This window comes from Mesorhizobium sp. B1-1-7 (assembly GCF_006442705.1).
Taxonomy (GTDB): Bacteria; Pseudomonadota; Alphaproteobacteria; order Rhizobiales; family Rhizobiaceae; genus Mesorhizobium; species Mesorhizobium opportunistum.
This window is the reverse complement of the sequence record NZ_VFWQ01000001.1, coordinates 226797-244813: the sequence shown is the minus strand read 5'-3', so window position 1 is coordinate 244813 and position 18017 is coordinate 226797. Positions and strand designations below refer to the sequence as shown.

The 18017-nt window shown below is 62.3% G+C and carries 16 protein-coding genes; 2 read left to right on the top strand and 14 right to left on the bottom strand.

Features of this window, described 5'->3' with window-relative positions; translation table 11 throughout:
• Nucleotides 1-891: 891 nt before the first annotated feature.
• The 9 genes from FJ978_RS01180 to FJ978_RS01140 all read right to left on the bottom strand — a co-directional run bounded on the left by FJ978_RS01180 (nucleotide 892) and on the right by FJ978_RS01140 (nucleotide 9882).
• The gene (locus FJ978_RS01180) at nucleotides 892-1095 is read right to left on the bottom strand and encodes a hypothetical protein (protein ID WP_140569532.1); all 204 of its coding nucleotides are present in this window, start codon (nucleotides 1093-1095) and stop codon (nucleotides 892-894) included.
• A 169-nt stretch (nucleotides 1096-1264) separates the two neighbouring features.
• Nucleotides 1265-1675 (bottom strand): DUF982 domain-containing protein, encoded by a 411-nt coding sequence (locus FJ978_RS01175; RefSeq protein WP_246678015.1) that lies wholly within the window; start codon nucleotides 1673-1675, stop codon nucleotides 1265-1267.
• 25 nt (nucleotides 1676-1700) lie between these two features.
• Nucleotides 1701-2687 (bottom strand): dipeptide ABC transporter ATP-binding protein, encoded by a 987-nt coding sequence (locus FJ978_RS01170; RefSeq protein ID WP_140569881.1) that lies wholly within the window; start codon nucleotides 2685-2687, stop codon nucleotides 1701-1703.
• Between the two features lie 44 nt (nucleotides 2688-2731).
• The gene (locus tag FJ978_RS01165) at nucleotides 2732-3691 is read right to left on the bottom strand and encodes an ABC transporter ATP-binding protein (protein WP_013895406.1); all 960 of its coding nucleotides are present in this window, start codon (nucleotides 3689-3691) and stop codon (nucleotides 2732-2734) included.
• Nucleotides 3688-4659: an ABC transporter permease gene (locus FJ978_RS01160; RefSeq protein ID WP_140569531.1), complete on the bottom strand. Its 972-nt coding sequence runs from the start codon at nucleotides 4657-4659 to the stop codon at nucleotides 3688-3690. Before FJ978_RS01160 ends, FJ978_RS01165 begins: the two co-directional genes overlap by 4 nt.
• The gene (locus FJ978_RS01155) at nucleotides 4659-5675 is read right to left on the bottom strand and encodes an ABC transporter permease (protein ID WP_140569529.1); all 1017 of its coding nucleotides are present in this window, start codon (nucleotides 5673-5675) and stop codon (nucleotides 4659-4661) included. Before FJ978_RS01155 ends, FJ978_RS01160 begins: the two co-directional genes overlap by 1 nt.
• 58 nt (nucleotides 5676-5733) lie before the next feature.
• On the bottom strand, nucleotides 5734-7395 hold the full coding sequence (locus FJ978_RS01150; RefSeq protein ID WP_140569528.1) for an ABC transporter substrate-binding protein: 1662 nt from the start codon (nucleotides 7393-7395) through the stop codon (nucleotides 5734-5736).
• A 2-nt stretch (nucleotides 7396-7397) separates the two neighbouring features.
• Nucleotides 7398-8318 (bottom strand): proline iminopeptidase-family hydrolase, encoded by a 921-nt coding sequence (locus FJ978_RS01145; protein WP_140569526.1) that lies wholly within the window; start codon nucleotides 8316-8318, stop codon nucleotides 7398-7400.
• 49 nt (nucleotides 8319-8367) lie between these two features.
• Complete coding sequence (locus FJ978_RS01140; protein WP_140569524.1) at nucleotides 8368-9882, bottom strand: leucyl aminopeptidase; 1515 nt, start codon at nucleotides 9880-9882, stop codon at nucleotides 8368-8370.
• Between the two features lie 251 nt (nucleotides 9883-10133).
• On the opposite strand from FJ978_RS01140, the gene FJ978_RS01135 reads away from it, so the two are divergent.
• Both FJ978_RS01135 and FJ978_RS01130 read left to right on the top strand, forming a co-directional pair.
• Entirely contained in the window at nucleotides 10134-11036 is a 903-nt protein-coding gene (locus tag FJ978_RS01135; RefSeq protein WP_140569523.1) for a LysR substrate-binding domain-containing protein, read from the top strand.
• Between the two features lie 236 nt (nucleotides 11037-11272).
• On the top strand, nucleotides 11273-12730 hold the full coding sequence (locus FJ978_RS01130; RefSeq protein ID WP_140569521.1) for an NCS1 family nucleobase:cation symporter-1: 1458 nt from the start codon (nucleotides 11273-11275) through the stop codon (nucleotides 12728-12730).
• Between the two features lie 59 nt (nucleotides 12731-12789).
• Here FJ978_RS01130 and FJ978_RS01125 read toward each other — a convergent pair whose 3' ends face one another.
• The 5 genes from FJ978_RS01125 to tpiA all read right to left on the bottom strand — a co-directional run bounded on the left by FJ978_RS01125 (nucleotide 12790) and on the right by tpiA (nucleotide 17981).
• On the bottom strand, nucleotides 12790-13335 hold the full coding sequence (locus FJ978_RS01125) for a DUF1697 domain-containing protein (protein ID WP_140569519.1): 546 nt from the start codon (nucleotides 13333-13335) through the stop codon (nucleotides 12790-12792).
• Between the two features lie 24 nt (nucleotides 13336-13359).
• The gene (locus FJ978_RS01120; RefSeq protein WP_140569518.1) at nucleotides 13360-14997 is read right to left on the bottom strand and encodes a CTP synthase; all 1638 of its coding nucleotides are present in this window, start codon (nucleotides 14995-14997) and stop codon (nucleotides 13360-13362) included.
• Between the two features lie 241 nt (nucleotides 14998-15238).
• Nucleotides 15239-16366: a L,D-transpeptidase gene (locus FJ978_RS01115; protein ID WP_140569516.1), complete on the bottom strand. Its 1128-nt coding sequence runs from the start codon at nucleotides 16364-16366 to the stop codon at nucleotides 15239-15241.
• Nucleotides 16367-16578: 212 nt separating this feature from the next.
• Entirely contained in the window at nucleotides 16579-17043 is a 465-nt protein-coding gene (gene secG, locus FJ978_RS01110; RefSeq protein ID WP_140569515.1) for a preprotein translocase subunit SecG, read from the bottom strand.
• Between the two features lie 167 nt (nucleotides 17044-17210).
• On the bottom strand, nucleotides 17211-17981 hold the full coding sequence (gene tpiA / locus FJ978_RS01105; RefSeq protein ID WP_013895394.1) for a triose-phosphate isomerase: 771 nt from the start codon (nucleotides 17979-17981) through the stop codon (nucleotides 17211-17213).
• Nucleotides 17982-18017 lie beyond the last annotated feature (36 nt).

The following is an 18017-nucleotide window of genomic DNA, read 5'->3' as shown; positions in this document are numbered from 1 at the left end:
AAGGGCTGCTGCTCTGTGCGGCACTGCGGTTCGTAACGTCATCCCGACAATGGGGGGGGGTAGCTGGGCCTTCACTATGGTTGGATTTATGCCTGTCGCCCCCATGCTTCGTGAAGGATGTTTCTTCCGGTGAGAAGCTATTCGTGGTTGCGATGCTTAGCGATTTGGGGCTCGTGCATCTATTTCTTCCGACATGTCATTGGCTGGCTGTTCTTCGCGGCCGCTGGAATGAGGAAGGCGATCCGCTAAGCCGGCAACCTCTCGCTTGTGTAGATGCTTCTGGCCGGATAGCAGATCGAATTCACAAGCTCCACGCGCTGCTTGACCACGCCGAGTGACATGATCCCATAGCGGCCCGTCGTGACGCTTGGCTGTGTGTTCAAGCGCGCCACCCCTGAACGTTCGAAAAGCTTTCATTGAGCCGGTCAAGCTGCACAGCTGGACACCTGGAGCGGGACAATGAGGTTCGACGGAAATCCGGCGAACAGCCGCATTGGGGAGGCGAATGCCGTCGGCACAAGAGCATCCCAAAAGGGCTATCGGCGGCTCCATCGTGGGAACGAAAAAAGAAGAGAAGCAGAACTTTCGTGTGCGATTTTTGCACACAGAAGCTCGTAACTAGCTGATTTTATTTATGTATCTGCCCGATCCATCATAGGGGCTATGGCAAGTTTGGGAGATAACATACCAATTTTACGATCTTTGTTATGTCTCGGTCCGTCCAATACCCCGCTGGAACGACAGACGAATTTGGCGATAGACGCCGCTGAAAGTAGCCTAATTTGTGGTTACGCCGCCGCAGCGGAAACCACTTGCCTATATCGAGGTTCTCACCGCACACATAGTGCACACGACAGCGGTTGGTCTAGTGCCCTCCAGACGTTACTGGCTTTATGCCAGACTGCGCCCGATCCGCCACTGATATGGCGGCGACGCGTCTTTGACGCCGTAACCACCAACGACGCGATCCCTGTAGATGCGCGGGGGTGTGCAGTTGGCATTCATGCGGCTATTTTCAGGAATATTTTTTTTGGCTGCGGCCATGAGCGCGACAGGTGCCTTTGCAGCAGACGTTGTCGAGCCGGTGGCATCCATGGAGCGTTTTCCTGGACAGGCTTCCGGCGGTGGCGTCGAATATGCATTGCAGTGACAAGTAGCGTATTTGCCGCCCCCCTTTCAATCTGCCTGATAACCTAGCGCCGCGCGCCAACGCACCCCCGCGCGCTATCACGACGCGAGGGCTACGCCTGTGAAGCCATGGCTCCTAACGCCGCAGCGCGTATATGTCCGCCATGTTTTCGCCGGCTACGGGCAACGCCATGTCGTCGTCCAGAAGCCGCGTGATCCGGGCAAAGCCGGTGAACGCCTTTCTTGCTTCTTCGGCTGACATCTGGCCCGACAACGCGGCCGCGCAGCAATTCAGCGCGCACTGATATACAGGCCCGCGGCGGCCTGTCGGCCATTTGCGCAAGAAAACCATCGCCTCGGCGACATTATCCACTTCTTCTACAGGATGCCCCTGCCCGCGCGAAATCCGCACGGGCGAAAAGAAATGCAGGTAGTCCATTGGTTCCTCCCGGTCGATCGCAATGCGTGCGATCGAACCGATTGAAACGCGCGGCTTGGCGGTTGGTTCCACGCGGACGGTGGAATTTTTCAAAAAACTGTCGGCCATGGTCCAGGCGCCGATGGGCGGCCGGCTATGCCGTTGGAAAGTGGCAGGCTACCTTTCGGCCCGGTCGATATTCCCTCAACTCCGGCCGCTCGGTGCGGCAACGATCCGCCGCGATCGGGCATCGCGGATGGAAACGGCACCCGGATGGCGGCTTGAGCGGGCTCGGCACGTCGCCGGTCAGGATGATGCGCTTGCGCGTCCCGCTAGGCGTCGTCTCCACGACGGGAACCGCCGAGATCAGCGCCTGGCTGTAGGGATGGGCAGGTGTTGCGAACACCTTTTCCGCCGGACCTTCCTCGACGATCGAGCCGAGATACATGACCGCGATGCGGGTCGACACCTGGCGCACCACCGACAGGTCATGGGCGATGAAGATGTAGGTGAGGTTGAGCTTCTCCTGCAGGTCGGCAAGCAGGTTGACGATCTGCGCCTGCACCGACACGTCGAGCGCCGAGACGGGCTCATCCAGCACGACCAGATCGGGGTTGAGGGCAATGGCCCGTGCAATGCCGACACGCTGGCGCTGCCCGCCGGAAAATTCGTGCGGGAACCGCATGACATGATCCGGCAACAGCCCGACGAGGTCGAACAGTTCGGCAACGCGCGCGGTGATCTCGCGAGACGAAAGCTTGCCGTGGATGCGCAGCGGCTCGGCCACCAGGTCGCCGACACGACGGCGCGGATTGAGCGAGGCGGACGGGTCCTGGAAGACCATTTGCAGGCGCCGCCGCAGCGGTCTGAGTTCGGAGAGCGACTTCGAGGTGATGTCGTCACCTTCGAACAGAAGCGTGCCGTCCGTGATGTCGTAGAGCCTTACCAGGCAGCGCGCCAGCGTGGACTTGCCGCATCCGGATTCGCCGACCAGCCCGACAGTCTCGCCGCGCCGAACCGTCAGCGAAACATTGTCGACCGCATGGACGGTTCGCCTGCCTTCCGCCGAAAACCGGGTGCCGATCGAGAAGCGCTTTCCCAGCGAACGCGTCTCGAGGATTGGCTGATCCCTGTCGGTCATCGGTTCCTTGTCGGTCGTCGATTCTTTGTCGATCATTGCTCCGCTCATGCCTGCACCGCCCGGAAGCATGCGGCGGCGTGGGCTCCAGCCCCGAGGTCGGGCTTGCCGGTCGCGCAGGGTTCGTAGTGGACCGGGCAACGCGGACCGAAAGCGCAGCCCTGCGGCAAGCGCAGCAGCGACGGCGGCGAGCCGGGAATGGCCGGCAGGCGGCGCGGTTTTTCACCGGTCAGCGGCGGGATCGAACCGAGCAACGCGCGCGTATAGGGATGGCGCGGATCGGAAAACAGTTCCATGCGGCTGCCGCGTTCCACCACGCGGCCGGCATACATGACCATGACGCGGTCGGCGAGTTCGGAGACCACGCCCATGTCATGCGTGATGAAGACCACGGCCGACTTGTGCGTCGCGCGCAGTTTGCGCACGAGATCGAGAATGCCGGCCTGCACCGTGACGTCGAGCGCGGTGGTCGGCTCGTCCGCCACCAGCAGGGCCGGATTGCACGACAGCGCCATTGCGATCACCGCCCGCTGGCGCATGCCGCCGGAAAGCTGGTGCGGGTAGCGCGACATCGCCTCGTGCGGGTTGGGAAAGTTCACCTCGGCCAGCAGTTCCTCGACGCGCTCCATCGCTTTGGATTTGCTGATATTTCGATGTGCGCGGATCTGCTCGGCGATTTGCCAGCCGATCGTGTAGACCGGCGTCAGCGCCGTCATCGGATCCTGGAAGATCATCGCGATCTCGTTGCCGCGCAGGCGCCGAAGTTCACGCGCCGGCAGTCCCACCAACTCGCGGCCCTTGTAACGGATCGAGCCCTCGATGACGGCATTGGGGTCGGTGATGAGGCCCATCACGGCCAGCAGCGATACGGTCTTGCCGGAACCGGATTCGCCGACGACGCCGAGAATCTCGCTTTCCCCAAGATCGAAGGAAACGCCGTCGATGGCCCGTACCAGGCCGTCATCGGTCCGGAAGGATACTCTGAGGTCACGCACCGACAGTATCATGACGTCCTCAGGCGGGGATCGAGAAGGATGTAGACGAAATCGACAACCGCGTTGGCGATGACCACGAACATGGAAGCATACATCACCGTTGCCATGATCATCGGCAGATCGAGATTCTGCAGCGCGTCATAGGTGAGCTTGCCGATGCCGTGCAGCCCGAACACCACCTCCGTCAGCAAGGCGGAGCCACCCACCAGCGCGCCGAAATCGAGACCGAACAGCGTGACGAATGCGATGAGCGACGTGCGCAGCGCGTGGCGCAGCAGGATGCGGGTTTCCGACAGGCCCTTGGCGCGGGCCGTGCGGATATAGTCTTCCTGCAGGGATTCGATGATCGCCGCGCGCAGCACGCGCCCATAGATGCCGATGTAGAGAATGGCCAGCGTGATCCACGGAATGACCAGCGTCAGGAACCAGCCCTTGGGATCGTCCGAGAAATTCTTGTAGCCGAGCGGCGGTACCCAGGAGAACAGCCAACTGTCGTGGTAACGGCTCTGGGTGATCAGGTTCATCACCTCGCCCAGCCAATAGACCGGCATGGAAATGCCGAGCAGTCCCAGCGCCATCAGAACCTTGTCCAGCCAGCTGTCGCGCGTGGCCGCGGCGATGATGCCGATGATGATGGACACCACCACCCACAGAATCGCCGCTCCGAACACCAGCGACAGCGTGACGGGGATGGAATCCATGACCGCCGGCACCACCTTCCAGCCGCGGTTGACGAAGGAGGTCAGATCGCCGGTGACGAAGATCTTCTCCATCATCGTCACGTACTGGACGTAGAGCGGCCGGTCGAAGCCGAAGCTGTGGCGCACCGCCTCCAGCACTTCGGGCGACGCGTTGCGGCCGGCGATGCGCGCCGCCGGATCGGCGCCCGGCGTCGCGAAGAAGATCAGGAAGACGATGACCGAGATGCCGAACATCACGAACAGCATCTGACCGAAGCGGCGCAGGATCGCGTAGATCATCAGTCGCGCCCCAGCCGAACCTTGGAGCGTGGGTCGAGCGCATCGCGCAGGCCGTCACCGAAGACGTTGAGCGCCATGACGGACACGGCGATCGCCAGGCCAGGCGCCAGCGCCACCAGCGGCCGCGTATAGAGCAATGCCTGTCCGTCCTGGATGATGGTGCCCCAGCTCGCCGCCGGCGGCTGCACGCCGATCGACAGGAAGGAGAGCGCCGATTCGGTCAGCATGTTCAGCGCCATCATCAGCGGCATGAAGACGATGAGCGTGGTGGTGATGTTGGGCAGGATGTCGCGCCACAGGATGCGCCATCCCGGCACGCCCAGATTGACCGCGGCGTGCACGAATTCGCTGCGGCGCAGCGACAGGACCTGCCCGCGTATCGGGCGTGCCACATAAGGCACGTAGACGATGCCGATGATGATGACCGGCAGCCACAGGCTGCCGGATTCGATCTCGATCGGGCCGATCGAAATGCCTTGCGCGATGGTGACGATGGAAAGCGAAATCGCCAGAAGATAGATCGGGAACGCCCACAGCACATCCAGGAAGCGCGACAGGACCGTATCGGTGATGCCGCCGAAATAGCCGGCGATCAGTCCGGCTGACGTGCCTAGGATCAGGGTGAAGATTGTGGCGGCGCCGGAGATCAACAGCGAACTCAGCCCGCCATAGAGCATCCTGGCCATGACGTCGCGCCCCTGGCTGTCGGCGCCGAGAAAGTAATTGCCGAGCCGCCAGGTCGGGCCGAGCGGCGTATAGCCAAGGCCCAGCCCCTCCGTCGACGGCTCCATCACCGCGACGTCGGCGCCATCGATCTGGATGACGGCGTCGAGCGTCGAGGCGAAAGGGTCGACTTGCGCCCAGTGCGCATAGAGAGGCGCACTGACGCAAGCCAGGACAATAAGGAGGAAGACGGCCAGGGACGCCATGGCGGCCCTGTTCCTTGCCAGCTTCGCAAACGCGACGGCCCAGGGCCCTCGCGTCTTGCGCGGCATGGCAGCGACTTGGTTCGACACGGACGCGCCCCTCTCCGCAGTTCGTTACTGCACCCAGGCCATCACTGCACCCAGGCCATCACTGCACCCAAGATTGGGTGATCATCCAGTTGAACTGCCGGTTGAACTTGAAATTGCCCACGCGCTTGCTGACGAAGTCAAGCCGCTTCGGTGTAAACAGGCCGACAGCCGGCGCCTTGTCCGTGACCTGCTTGTCGATCTCGGCCCACATCTTGTCTGCAGCCTTCTGGTCGGTCACCCCGAGATCGAGCGCCTTCTGCATCTTTGCGTCGATATCCTTGTCGCAGAAGCCGGCGATGTTGATCGAAGCGTCCGACCCTTCACGGAAGGAAGCGCAGGAGAACAGGATGTTGAGGAAGTCGGAAGCCGCCGGATAGTCCTTGTACCACTGGGTGATGGACATCTGCACTTTGTTGTTGGTGTTCTGGATGTAGGTGAACTGGATGTTGGACGAGATCGGCTTGACGTCGGCGACATAGCCGATGGTGGTCAGCACGCTCTGCAGATAGACGCCGATGGAGCGTGAGATGGCGGTGTCTTCGGCGATGATGGTCACCTTCTGGCCCTTGGTGCCGGATTCCTCGACGAGTTGCTTTGCCTTGTCGAGATCGGGCGCCGACCATTTGGCGCCAGGGTTCTTGGTGAAGGGGCAATAATCTTCGTGGCCAGGGAAGTCCGGCGGCAGGACCTGGCAGACCGGCGAGGCCAACACCTTGCCGCCGAACAGCTTGACCAGCGTGTTGCGGTCGATCGCATAGGCGACGGCCTGGCGCGCCTTTTCGTTGTCGAACGGAGCGAGACGGTTGTTCAGCGGCGCATACCACCACGCTGAAAGCGGCGAGATGTGCAGCTGGTCCATGGACTTGCTGCCAAGTTCGCCCAGGCGATCGCTCGGCAGCGCATCGAACATCCAGTCTGCTTCGCCGTTCTGGATCGCCGAGACGGCCGCTTCCTCGGACAGGCCGAAATCATATTGGACGACATCCGGATAGCCGTCCGGCTGCGCGTCCTCGCTCCACTGCTTGAAATTGGGGTTGCGCGACACCGTCATGCCCTTGTTGGGGTCGAAGGCGGAGATCATGTACGCGCCGGTGCTGGGAATGGGCTTGGAGCCCATGTCTTCGGCGGGCGTGTCCGCCGGCAGCACCACGGCGTGGGGCAAGGCGAGCTTGTAGAGGATCTCGGCGTCAGGCTTGGTGAGATTGAGGGTGACGGTGCCGGCGGCTTCGTCCCCGACAACGCCGCCTTCCAGCGTGCAGCTCTTGGTGTCGGCCAGACATTTGTCGGCGCCGACGATGCCGGCATAGAAAGTGCCGGAGGTCGGCCCGGAAACCTTGAAGATGCGCTGGAAGGACGCAACGACGTCCTTCACACTGAGATCATGGCCGTCGGAGAACTTGATGCCCTTGCGCAGCTTGAAGGTGAAGGTCTTGCCGTCATTGCTGACCTGCGGCAGCGCCTCCGCGAGGTCGGGTACGATGGTGAAGCCGTCCATGCCCTCGGCTTTGCGGAAGGCGACCAGGCCGTCATAGATCGGCTGGTACATCTGCCAGCCCTGGTCGGTGTAGTTGATGTGCGGATCGAGCGTTCCCGCCGCGGAGCGGGCCAGAAGACGGATGGTGCCGCCTCGGTGCTCTTTGAGATATTCGGCCTGCGCCGGAGCCAGCCATGCGCTGGCCAGCAATGCCGCGGCTGACGCCGCCAGAAGCAGTTTCTTCATGCTTAGTTCCCCTTTTCTCTGTTGTCGTTGTCGTCCAGGAAGTCTCCCACCACCCGCATGCATCGATCCTGCTCTTCGACATGCGGCATATGGCTGGAATGCTCGAATATCTCCCAGCGCGATCCCTTGATGCCGTCCTTGTAGGGCTGCACGGTCGCGGGCGTGGCCTCGTCATGGCGTCCGGAGATGATCAGCGTCGGAACATCGACAGCCGGCAGGCGATCGATGATGCTCCAGTTCTTCAGCGTTCCGATGACATGGAACTCGTTGGGCCCGTTCATCACATGATAGACCGTCGGATTGCGCACGACCTGGGCGAAGGTCTCGGCTACCTCGGGCGGGAAAGGCACCACCCGGCAGACATGCCGTTCGTAGAACACCATCGTCGCCGCCTGGTAGGCCGGATCGTCCGTCGTGCCGGCCTGCTCGTGGCGGGTCAGTGTTTCCTGGACATCCCCGGGCAGGTCGGCGCGCAACCGGTTGGCCTCTTCGACCCACAGCTTCATAGAAGCCGGCGAGTTGGCGATGGTCAGCGACTTCAGACCCTTCGGCCGCGTCACCGCATATTCGGCGCCCAGCATGCCGCCCCAGCTCTGGCCAAGGACATGGAAGCCGGCGCGAATGCCGAGATGGTCGACCAGGTTTTCAAGCTCGTCGATGAAGAGCCTGGGCGTCCAGAAGTCGGCGCCCTTCTCGGGCAGCAAAGTCGAATTGCCGCAACCCAACTGGTCGTAATGGATGATGGCGCGATCCCTTCGGGCAAGAAGCTTGTAGGCATCGACATAATTGTGGGCGACACCCGGACCGCCGTGCAGGATCACGATTGGAGCCTTGTCGGTATCCAGTTCGCCGGAGATTCGATACCAGGTTTCGTAGCTGCCGAAGGCGGCCCGCCCTTCCCTACTGCTGATCTCAGACGACATCCCGGCTCCTTGCATGTTTGAAAGGCATCTTGTCGTTGTCCGTGGGCGCCTAGTTCATCTTGCGGTTGGCCTGGACCCATTCTTCCAGCATCTGCACGCCGAACGCCGTGGCGCCCTCCCGGCCGAGCGGCTGATCCTTGTCGGCCATTTCCTTGCCGGCTATGTCGAGATGCACCCAGGGCCGATCCTCGGTGAAGTGGCGCAGGAACGCCGCCGCATAGGGCGCGTCGCCATCTTCCATGTCCTTGGCGTGGTGCCGGATATCGGCGAATGGCGACTGAAGCCCCTCATTGTAGGCTCGGTCGAGCGGCAACTGCCAGAAGCGCTCGCCGACCGTTTCTCCGGCCGCGATCATCTGCGTCGCGATGGCATTGTCGGTGCTGAACAGACCGGCGAATATCGATCCGAGGCCGCGCATCACCGAATAGGTCAGCGTCGCCAGATCGACGATCACCGAGGGGTTGAAGCGCGAAGCCGCATAGTAAAGGCAGTCGGCCAGGATCAGGCGCCCTTCCGCATCCGTGTCGAACACTTCCACGGTCTGTCCTGAAGCCGTCGTGATGATGTCGCGCGGCTTCAGCGCGGTGCCAGACGGCATGTTCTCGGCAATGCCCAGAATGCCGACAGCATGCACAGGGCTGCCTTGCCGGGCCAGCGCTATCAGCAGGCCGACAACGGCGGCCGCGCCACCCATGTCGGCCTTCATGTCGAACATCTGCTCGCCGCGCTTGATGCAGAGCCCGCCGGAGTCAAAGCATACGCCCTTGCCGACGAAAGCCATGGGCTGCGCAGGAGCACCCTTGCCGCGATAGCGCAGGACAGCAACGCGCGGCAGCCTTACCGACCCTGACCCGACAGCCAGGATCGCATTCATGCCGAGTTCCCCGAGCTTCGCCGTATCGAGGATCTCGACGTCGATGCCGGCTTCGCGCAGCGGCTCCAGGTGATCGTGGAAATTGTCGGGATGGAGATGGTTCGGCGGCAGGTTGACCAGCGTGCGCGCATATTCGACGCCGTCGGCAATGGCGTTGATCCGTGCCAGCGCCGGGGTTAGCTCGGCGCGACTTGCGCCGACCAGTTGCACACGCAGGGTTCGATCCGCGCCGGCGCCCTGGCGTTGGTTGCGCATGTCGAAGCGATAGCGCCGCAGCCGCATGCCGAGCGCCACGCGCGCCAGGATGTCCGCGCCCGGCAGGTCGACACCGGCGATCGGATCCAGGAGCAAGGTAGCCGCGCACTCGCTCTTGCCTTCGAGATGCGCGGCCAGCAAACCGCCGGCACGCGCCAGTGACAGCGCGGTTAGAGCCTCAGCCTTGCCCAAAGCGAGAACGATGATGCGCCGGGCCGATACGGTCTGGGGAGCGATCACATCGATGCAGGTGCCAGACTCGGCCAAAGCGTCCGGGTCGGAGCAGGCACGGGACAAAATCCCGCTTAACTCGACATCCAGCGCCGCTGCCCGTGGACCAAAGCCTGTCTGGGCAGTTTGCAGGATCACGACGACAGAGGCTTCAGCCGAAATCTCGTCGGCCGCTTCAAAGACCGGCACTGGCGATTGAGGCATAAGCAGTCATTCTCCCATTTTGCCCCGGCCTCAGCGCCGCTTTGCGCAAAGCTTCGCCCGCCAGCGGTGGAAAACCGATCAGGCCGGTCTCTGCCACTGGTGGAATGGTGCCGGGGGCCCCAAATAGTCGTTTTCTGATGGCGACTTGGTCGCTCTTGCCTTCTGGGTATCCCCGAAGGACCCTGGTGATCAAACGCCAATTTTGTCCATGTCGATTGACAAAAACTCAACTGACAATTCATGATCGGGCAATGGCCTTACCTTCACTCAATGGCATGCGCGCCTTCGAGGCCGCCGCACGTCTTGGCAGCGTCAAGGACGCGGCCGAAGAACTGCACCTGACACCCTCTGCCGTCAGCCGCCACATCCGTGCACTTGAACGGAATCTTGGCCAGGATCTGTTCGAACGCGGCTTTCGCCAGATCACGCCGACCATCAGGGGCTCCTACTATGCGCGCAGCCTCTCGGAAGCCTTCGAGGCCATCTGGCGCGCCACCGACGATGTCAGCTTCTCCGATGGCCCGAGCCACGGCCGGACCCAGCGTGTCCGGGTCTTGTGCGTGCCGGCTGTTCTCAATCTTTGGCTGGCGGACCGGCTGCCGAATTTTCGCCGGCTGCATCCGTCCGTCGATCTGGAGATCTCGAGTTCGGGCAAGCGCGCCAACTTCGATTTGGCCATCGTCGACGAATTCGTCTACAAGGCCGGCCCGGCCTTGACGCTGCTGATCCCGCTGCTGCTGACGCCGGTCTGCGCGCCCTCGTTGCTCGAAGGGCCGGTGCCGCTGCGATCGCCTGCCGATCTGGTCAATCACCACTTGATCCATGAATGCGAGACGATGAGGTGGAAGCGTTGGCTGGAGCAGGAAGGCGTTTTGGAGACATCGCCGAAATCCAGCACGACCCTGGACGATTGCACGCTGATCATGCGCGAGGCGGTCAACGGCGCTGGCATCGCGCTTGCCGACACGATGATGGCACAGGATTTTCTGCAGCAAGGCAAGCTTGTCGCCCCGTTTCGCGCCCGCCACACCTATCCGGCCGGCATCTACCTGCATCAGCGTCGCAGCATCGGCAACAAGCCGGGCACCAGCCTGTTTCAGGATTGGCTGCTTTCCGAAGTCGAGGACCATAAGCGCGCGATGGCCATCACCTAAGCGCGTCGCGTATGCATGTCGTTCTCCAAAACCGGCGACATGCATTGGACAGTCGAATCACCGATCGTTAGGGTTCAACAGCGACCCACCTTTACGATCCCTCGATAATCGCGGTTCGCATTGAATATCTTTAAGGCCAAAGCCGGCAAATTGGTTGCTTGTCGGTTCCCCTGCGTCAGGCGTAACCTCTGCGGTCAACGCGTGAGGGCGCGTTTTTGCAAAAGGGGAACATTGCAATGACGATACAGGGCGCATCGCCTGACCTATACAATGAGGACCTCGCTCCGGCCACGGTTCGAAACTGGGGACCATTCTCGATCTTCAACGTCTGGACGTCGGACGTTCACAGCCTGTGGGGTTATTATCTGGCCGCCAGCCTGTTTCTGTTCTGCGGCGGCTTCGTCAACTTCATCATCGCCATCGGCATCGGGTCGTTGATTATCTACGTGCTGATGAACATGGTCGGCTATGCCGGCGTCAAGACTGGCGTGCCCTACCCCGTGCTGGCCCGCGCCTCCTTCGGCATCTGGGGCGCCAACATACCGGCACTTGTGCGCGCCATCGTCGCCTGCTTCTGGTACGGCGCGCAAACGGCCGCCGCCTCCGGCGCGATCGTGGCGCTGCTGATCCGCTCGCAATGGTTCGCCGATTTCAATGCCAACACGCATTTCCTCGGCCATTCCGGCCTGGAAGTGATCTGCTTCGTCGTCATCTGGGCGCTGCAGCTGCTGATCATCCAGCGCGGCATGGAGACGGTGCGCCGCTTCCAGGATTGGGCGGGGCCTGCGGTCTGGGTGATGATGCTGATCCTTGCGATCTATCTCTGCGTCAAATCCGGAACCTTCGCCTTTACCAGCGACATCCCGATGGATGTGCTGAAGGAGAAGACCAAGGACGCCGGCGTGCCCGGTGAGCCGGGCTCGTGGACCTCGCTGTTCGCGGTCGCCGCGATCTGGGTGACCTACTTCTCGGCGCTCTATCTCAACTTCTGCGATTTCGCACGCTACGCGCCGGACAAGGCTGCACTGCGCAAGGGCAACATCTGGGGCCTGCCGGTCAACCTCATCCTGTTCTCGCTGGTCGCCGGCGTCACCACCATTGCCGCCTACGACGTCTATCACGAAGTGCTGCTGCACCCCGACCAGATCTCGGCAAAGTTCGACAGCTGGTTCCTGGCTGCCCTCGCCGCCTTGACCTTCGCGGTGGCGACGCTCGGCATCAATGTCGTGGCCAACTTCGTCTCGCCGGCCTTCGACTTCTCCAACGTCTTTCCCAGGCAGATCGACTTCAAGAAGGGCGGCTATATCGCAGCGCTGATCGCGCTTGTGCTCTACCCCTTCGCGCCGTGGGAAGGCAGTGCCGCCTCCTTCGTCAACGTCATCGGCGCGACGATGGGACCGATCTTCGGCGTCATGATGGTCGACTATTACCTGATCCGCAAAGGCGAGGTCGATGTCGAGGCGCTCTATCGGGAGGATGGCGAATTCCGCTTCCAGGGCGGCTGGCACGTCAATGCCTTCATCGCCGCCGGCATCGGTGCCGTCTTCTCGTCGATCCTGCCCAACTTCACCAACTGGCTGCCGTCCTGGTGGGGTGTCTATGGCTGGTTCTTCGGCGTGGGCATTGCCGGCGTCATCTACTACGTGCTGCGCACCGCAGCCGTGAGTGCCGGCGCCAAGATGGCGAAGGCTTGAAATTAGGCAGTAGGCAGTAGGGGCTAGGGAAGACAGACCGCTTGCCTACTGCCTACTGCCTACTGCCTACTGCCAACCATCTCGGCCAGCTTGCGCACCGTGTTCCAGTTGCGCGACGTGCCGATGCCCATGCGCTTGTGACTGGCGGCGGCAAGCAGCCGCGAGCTTGGCCGCACCCGCGAGAACACCAGCCATATGTCGCCGCCGACCAGGAGCACCTTCTCGTCCTCCCCGGCATGGGCCTGAAGCCCCGATAAGGCATCTTCGGCCACGGGTTTGCGCATCACGCGCACCGCGACCTGATCGCCGGCTTCCACCGATTCTCTCGGGAATGGATTGCGGCTTGCCAGTTTCAGCCAATCTCGAGCGCGGCGGACAATGATGTCGACGTGGCGGCCGAAGGCCTGTTCGAACGCCGCCTCCAGCCGCTTTTCAAGTGCGGAGATCGAGGTCTTTTCGCTTTCGAAGACAAGGTTGCCGGTTGCCACCAAAGTGCGAACGTTCTTCAGGCCAAGGTTTTCCGCCATTGCCTTGAGGTCCGACATGACGACCCGGCGCCCCTCGCCCAGGATGATGCTGTAGAGGAGCGCGACATAGGTCTGCATGAGGCGCGTCTCGCTCGACGGCGTCTAGACGAGGCGCGACTGCTCGACCGCCGCCTCGATGAAGCTGGCGAACAGCGGATGCGGATCGAGCGGCCGGCTCTTCAGCTCGGGGTGATACTGGACGCCGATGAACCAGGGATGGTCGGGATACTCGACCGTTTCCGGCAGCACGCCGTCAGGCGACATGCCGGCAAACACCAGGCCGCAATCCTCGAGCCGCTCCTTGTAGTCGACGTTGACCTCGTAGCGATGGCGGTGGCGCTCGGAAATCTGCGTATCGCCATAGATGTCGGCGATCTTCGAGCCCTTGGCGAGTTCGGCCTGATAGGCGCCGAGCCGCATCGTGCCGCCGAGATCGCCGGTTTCGCGGCGCTTCTCCAGCATGTTGCCTTTCAGCCATTCGGTCATCAGGCCGACGACCGGTTCCTCGGTCGGGCCAAACTCGGTCGAGGATGCATTGTCCACGCCGGCTAGCGAACGCGCCGCCTCGATGCAGGCCATCTGCATGCCGAAGCAGATGCCGAAATACGGCACCTTGCGTTCGCGCGCGAACTTCGCCGCCAGGATCTTGCCTTCCGAACCGCGCTCGCCGAAACCGCCGGGAACCAGGATCCCATGCACCTTTTCCAGCCATGGCGTCGGATCTTCCTTTTCGAAGATCTCGCTCTCGATCCAGTCGAGCTTGACCTTGACATGGTTGGCCAGGCCGCCATGCGAGAGCGCCTCGATCAGCGATTTGTAGGCGTCCTTGAGGCCGGTGTATTTGCCGACGATGGCGATGGTCACCTCGCCTTCCGGATTGTGGATGCGGTCGGACACCTTCTGCCAGGGTTCCATGCGCGGCTTCGGCGCCGGATCGATGCCGAAGGCGGCCAGCACTTCCGAATCGAGCCCTTCCTTGTGATAGGCCATCGGCACGTCGTAGATATGCGGCACATCGAGTGCCTGGATGACGGCGCTTTCCCTGACATTGCAGAACAGCGACAGCTTGCGGCGCTCTTCCTTGGGAATGGCGCGGTCGGCGCGCACCAGCAGGATGTCGGGCGCGATGCCGATGCCGCGCAGTTCCTTGACCGAATGCTGGGTCGGCTTCGTCTTCAGCTCGCCCGCCGTCGGAATGTAGGGCATCAAGGTCAGGTGCACGTAGACGGCGTTGTTGCGCGGCAGGTCGTTGCCGAGCTGGCGGATCGCCTCGAGGAACGGCATCGCCTCGATGTCGCCGACCGTGCCGCCGATCTCGCACAGCACGAAATCATAATCGTCATTGCCGTTGAGGACGAAATTCTTGATCTCATCGGTCACATGCGGAATGACCTGCACGGTTGCGCCGAGATAATCGCCGCGCCGCTCGCGCTCGATGATGTTCTTGTAGATGCGGCCGGTGGTGATGTTGTCCTGCTGATTGGCCGAGCGGCCGGTGAAGCGCTCGTAGTGGCCAAGATCGAGATCGGTCTCGGCACCGTCATCGGTGACGAACACCTCGCCGTGCTGGTACGGCGACATCGTGCCGGGATCGACATTGAGGTAAGGGTCGAGTTTTTTGATGCGTGCGCGATAGCCTCGCGCCTGCAGGAGAGCCCCAAGGGCCGCTGCGGCTATGCCTTTTCCAAGTGAGGAAACCACGCCGCCTGTGATGAATACATATCGCGCCATGGGAGTCATCGCTTAACGCGGCCGGATTGATTCCGCCAGAGAAAAAACCGCCGCGAAGGCTTTTTCCCAAAAAGGCGCTCGGACCATGATCCCGAAAAGTGGAATCCGGTTTTCTCGGACAAACGGTTTCGGTTTGTCCAGACAAACGGTTTCGGTTTGTCCAGGGATCACGACCGAACAGGCTTGGTCGTGAGCAAGGCAAAACAAAAGGGCCGGCTGAGCCGGCCCTTTCGGCATGATGGTGGAAACGTCAGATGATGACGACTCTGGTACCGACCCTGACGCGGCTGTAAAGGTCCATGACGTGCTCGTTCATCATGCGGAAGCAGCCATTGGAGGCGCTGGTTCCGATCGACTGCGGCGCGATGGTGCCGTGGATACGCAGATGCGTGTCCTTCTTGCCGTCATAGAGATAGATGGCGCGTGCGCCGAGCGGGTTCTGCCCGCCGCCGGGCATGCCGTCCTTGTACTGGGCGTAGTGCTTCGGCTCGCGCTTCTGCATGTCCAGCGTCGGGATCCAGCGCGGCCATTCCTGCTTGTCGCCGACGGCGACCGTGCCCTTGAACTGCAGGCCTTCACGGCCGACCGCGATGGCGTAGCGGCGCGCTGTGGTCGATGATTCGACGAGATAGAGCCGGCGCGCACTGGTGTCGATGACGATGGTGCCGGCATCGTAGCCCGTAAATTCCACATCCTGAGGCACGAATTCCGGCTTCACCTTGAACGGCTTCTTGGCGTTCTTCTGGGCAAGCGCCGAGTCGAGCGCGCGCGTCTCGGGCAGATAGCTGATCGAGGAGCCGGATGACGAGGTTCCCCCGAACAGGCCGGCGAACAGACCACCGCTCGGCTGCTTCTGGCCGCCGATGACCTCGCTGCGCAACTCGCCATTGTTGCCGGTCAAGGCGACGTTCATGGCCTCGGCCGGGAGCGGCTCGGCCGACTGGATCGGCGCGATCGGTTCAATCGGCTCAATGACCTTGACGGTCTTCTTGGCCGGCTTGGCTTCGGCCACTTCAGTGGCAGAGGCACTTTGGCCCCTTTTTGCCAGGAAGTCTTGGCGTGCGGCCTCGGCCCGGGCCTTGGCCGCTTCGCGCATCGCCAGTTTCCTGGCTTCAAGCGCCTTGGCCTTGGCGTCTTCCTTGTCGGCAACGATCTTGGCTTCGATCTTCTTGATCTGGGCGAGATCGTCCGGCGTCGGGTTTTTCTTCTTCTTGAGAAGCCTCAACTGCGCCGCATCGCTCTTGACTGCGATGTTGATGGCGTCGGTCCTGTCGACCGACTGATTGGCGGCCATATTGGCCGGCATGCCGGCGAAAGCCGGGGAACTGAGGCCGAGTGCGGCGCAAAGTCCCAGGAAAATGAAGCTGCGAAGCTGCATGGCGAAGATCCGATCGTTCAATGCTTGTTGCCCACGGCGTCGCCCGGCGTCCCCCAAGGACACCGAAAATGCCGCGTGCAATCTATAGTCGAATAAATGCGGATGCCTCAAGCGCGAGGCAGCACCACTACCCGTCGAATCTTCGTGATCGCGCAGCATTTGCCGCGACTGTGTTCAAACGATCACAGATCGCGGTTTGGAGCGAGCGGAAGCTACTGGTTCGGGACCTGGGGGGCGGCCGGCGCGGTGTTGGTGGTGCCGTTGCTTGCAGGCGGCGTCGAGCCGGCGGCCGGCGCGGTGGCCGGAGGCGTCGTCGCGGCACCGTTGCCGGATGGCGGCGTCGGCGTGGCGCTGCCGGCGGGCGCAGGGGTGGTCGTGCCGGGCAATTGGTTGAGCACGCCCTTGCCGGCTTCACCCGATGTCGCGGGAACGCGGTCGAGGATGTCGATCGGCTTCTCGCCGTAGCGGGCAATGATCGACAAGGTCAGCGATGTGACGAAGAACGCGGCCGCCAGGATCGCAGTCGCGCGGGTCAGCGCGTTGGCAGCGCCACGCGCGGTCATGAAGCCCGATCCGCCACCAATGCCAAGGCCGCCGCCTTCGGAGCGCTGCAGCAGCACCACGCCGACAAGGGCGAGCACGACCATGAGATGGATGACGATCAGTACGGTTTGCATAGTTTATCCTGGCAAGGCCTTGCCCGGCCGCGAACACGACCGGTGAATTGGAGGCGGCTCAATACAATGCTTTCACGGCATTTCCAAGCCCGTGGCCGGAATATGGGAAGCAACGCCACCTTTGCAACGAATTTGGACGCGCCGCGACGCGTCCATCGTCGCAAATCTCATCCTGAAATGCTGCGATAGGCTTCCGCGATAGCAAGGAAATCCGCCGCTTTCAGGCTGGCGCCACCGACCAGCGCGCCATCGACATTCCTGACACCCAGCAGTTCAACCGCGTTGGATGGCTTGACCGAGCCGCCATAGAGAATGCGCATTTTGGCGGCTACGGCGCCGAGCTTTTCCGCCAGCTTTTCGCGGATATGCGCATGCGCTTCGGCAACGTCGGCCGCGGTTGGCGTCAGGCCGGTGCCGATCGCCCATACCGGCTCATAGGCAATGACGGTGTTGGACGGAGTGGCGCTTGGCGGCACCGAGCCAGCGACCTGGCGCGACAGCACCTCCAGCGTGGCTCCAGCCTCGCGTTCCTGCTGTGTCTCGCCGATGCAAACGATGGCCACGAGCCCGGCGCGCCATGCGGCGGTGGCCTTGGCCTGGACCGTCGCATCGTCCTCGCCGCGTTGTTCGCGGCATTCGGAATGGCCGACAATGACGTGGCTCGCGCCGGCATCCTTCAGCATCTCCGCCGAGATGCAGCCGGTGTAGGCGCCGCTTTCCTTGGCGTGGCAGTCCTCGCCGCCGGCATGGACCGGCGTGCGCGAAAGAATCTCCGCGGCATGGGAAAGCAGCGTCGCGGGAACGCAGACCAGGGCTTCGGTTTCCGCATCGAGCCCGCTCATGAACCCGTTGCCGATCATCCTGAGTTCGTTCAGCGAGGCACTGGTGCCGTTCATTTTCCAGTTGCCGGCGACGAGCGGGCGAATTCCTGGCGTCATGGTCTGCTTCTCCGGGCAATATCTGGCTCTGGCCCT

What these genes read in the sequence shown, in the direction of transcription:
- FJ978_RS01120 (WP_140569518.1), bottom strand. Translation starts at nt 14,997, where the DNA reads ATGACTCCCATGGCGCGATATGTATTCATCACAGGCGGCGTGGTTTCC.
- FJ978_RS01130 (WP_140569521.1), top strand. Translation starts at nt 11,273, where the DNA reads ATGACGATACAGGGCGCATCGCCTGACCTATACAATGAGGACCTCGCT.
- FJ978_RS01175 (WP_246678015.1), bottom strand. Translation starts at nt 1,675, where the DNA reads ATGGCCGACAGTTTTTTGAAAAATTCCACCGTCCGCGTGGAACCAACC.
- tpiA (WP_013895394.1), bottom strand. Translation starts at nt 17,981, where the DNA reads ATGACGCCAGGAATTCGCCCGCTCGTCGCCGGCAACTGGAAAATGAAC.
- FJ978_RS01180 (WP_140569532.1), bottom strand. Translation starts at nt 1,095, where the DNA reads ATGGATGCCACCGGCTCGACAACGTCTGCTGCAAAGGCACCTGTCGCG.
- FJ978_RS01115 (WP_140569516.1), bottom strand. Translation starts at nt 16,366, where the DNA reads ATGCAGCTTCGCAGCTTCATTTTCCTGGGACTTTGCGCCGCACTCGGC.
- FJ978_RS01145 (WP_140569526.1), bottom strand. Translation starts at nt 8,318, where the DNA reads ATGTCGTCTGAGATCAGCAGTAGGGAAGGGCGGGCCGCCTTCGGCAGC.
- FJ978_RS01160 (WP_140569531.1), bottom strand. Translation starts at nt 4,659, where the DNA reads ATGATCTACGCGATCCTGCGCCGCTTCGGTCAGATGCTGTTCGTGATG.
- secG (WP_140569515.1), bottom strand. Translation starts at nt 17,043, where the DNA reads ATGCAAACCGTACTGATCGTCATCCATCTCATGGTCGTGCTCGCCCTT.
- FJ978_RS01140 (WP_140569524.1), bottom strand. Translation starts at nt 9,882, where the DNA reads ATGCCTCAATCGCCAGTGCCGGTCTTTGAAGCGGCCGACGAGATTTCG.
- FJ978_RS01125 (WP_140569519.1), bottom strand. Translation starts at nt 13,335, where the DNA reads ATGCAGACCTATGTCGCGCTCCTCTACAGCATCATCCTGGGCGAGGGG.
- FJ978_RS01150 (WP_140569528.1), bottom strand. Translation starts at nt 7,395, where the DNA reads ATGAAGAAACTGCTTCTGGCGGCGTCAGCCGCGGCATTGCTGGCCAGC.
- FJ978_RS01165 (WP_013895406.1), bottom strand. Translation starts at nt 3,691, where the DNA reads ATGATACTGTCGGTGCGTGACCTCAGAGTATCCTTCCGGACCGATGAC.
- FJ978_RS01135 (WP_140569523.1), top strand. Translation starts at nt 10,134, where the DNA reads ATGGCCTTACCTTCACTCAATGGCATGCGCGCCTTCGAGGCCGCCGCA.
- FJ978_RS01170 (WP_140569881.1), bottom strand. Translation starts at nt 2,687, where the DNA reads ATGACCGACAGGGATCAGCCAATCCTCGAGACGCGTTCGCTGGGAAAG.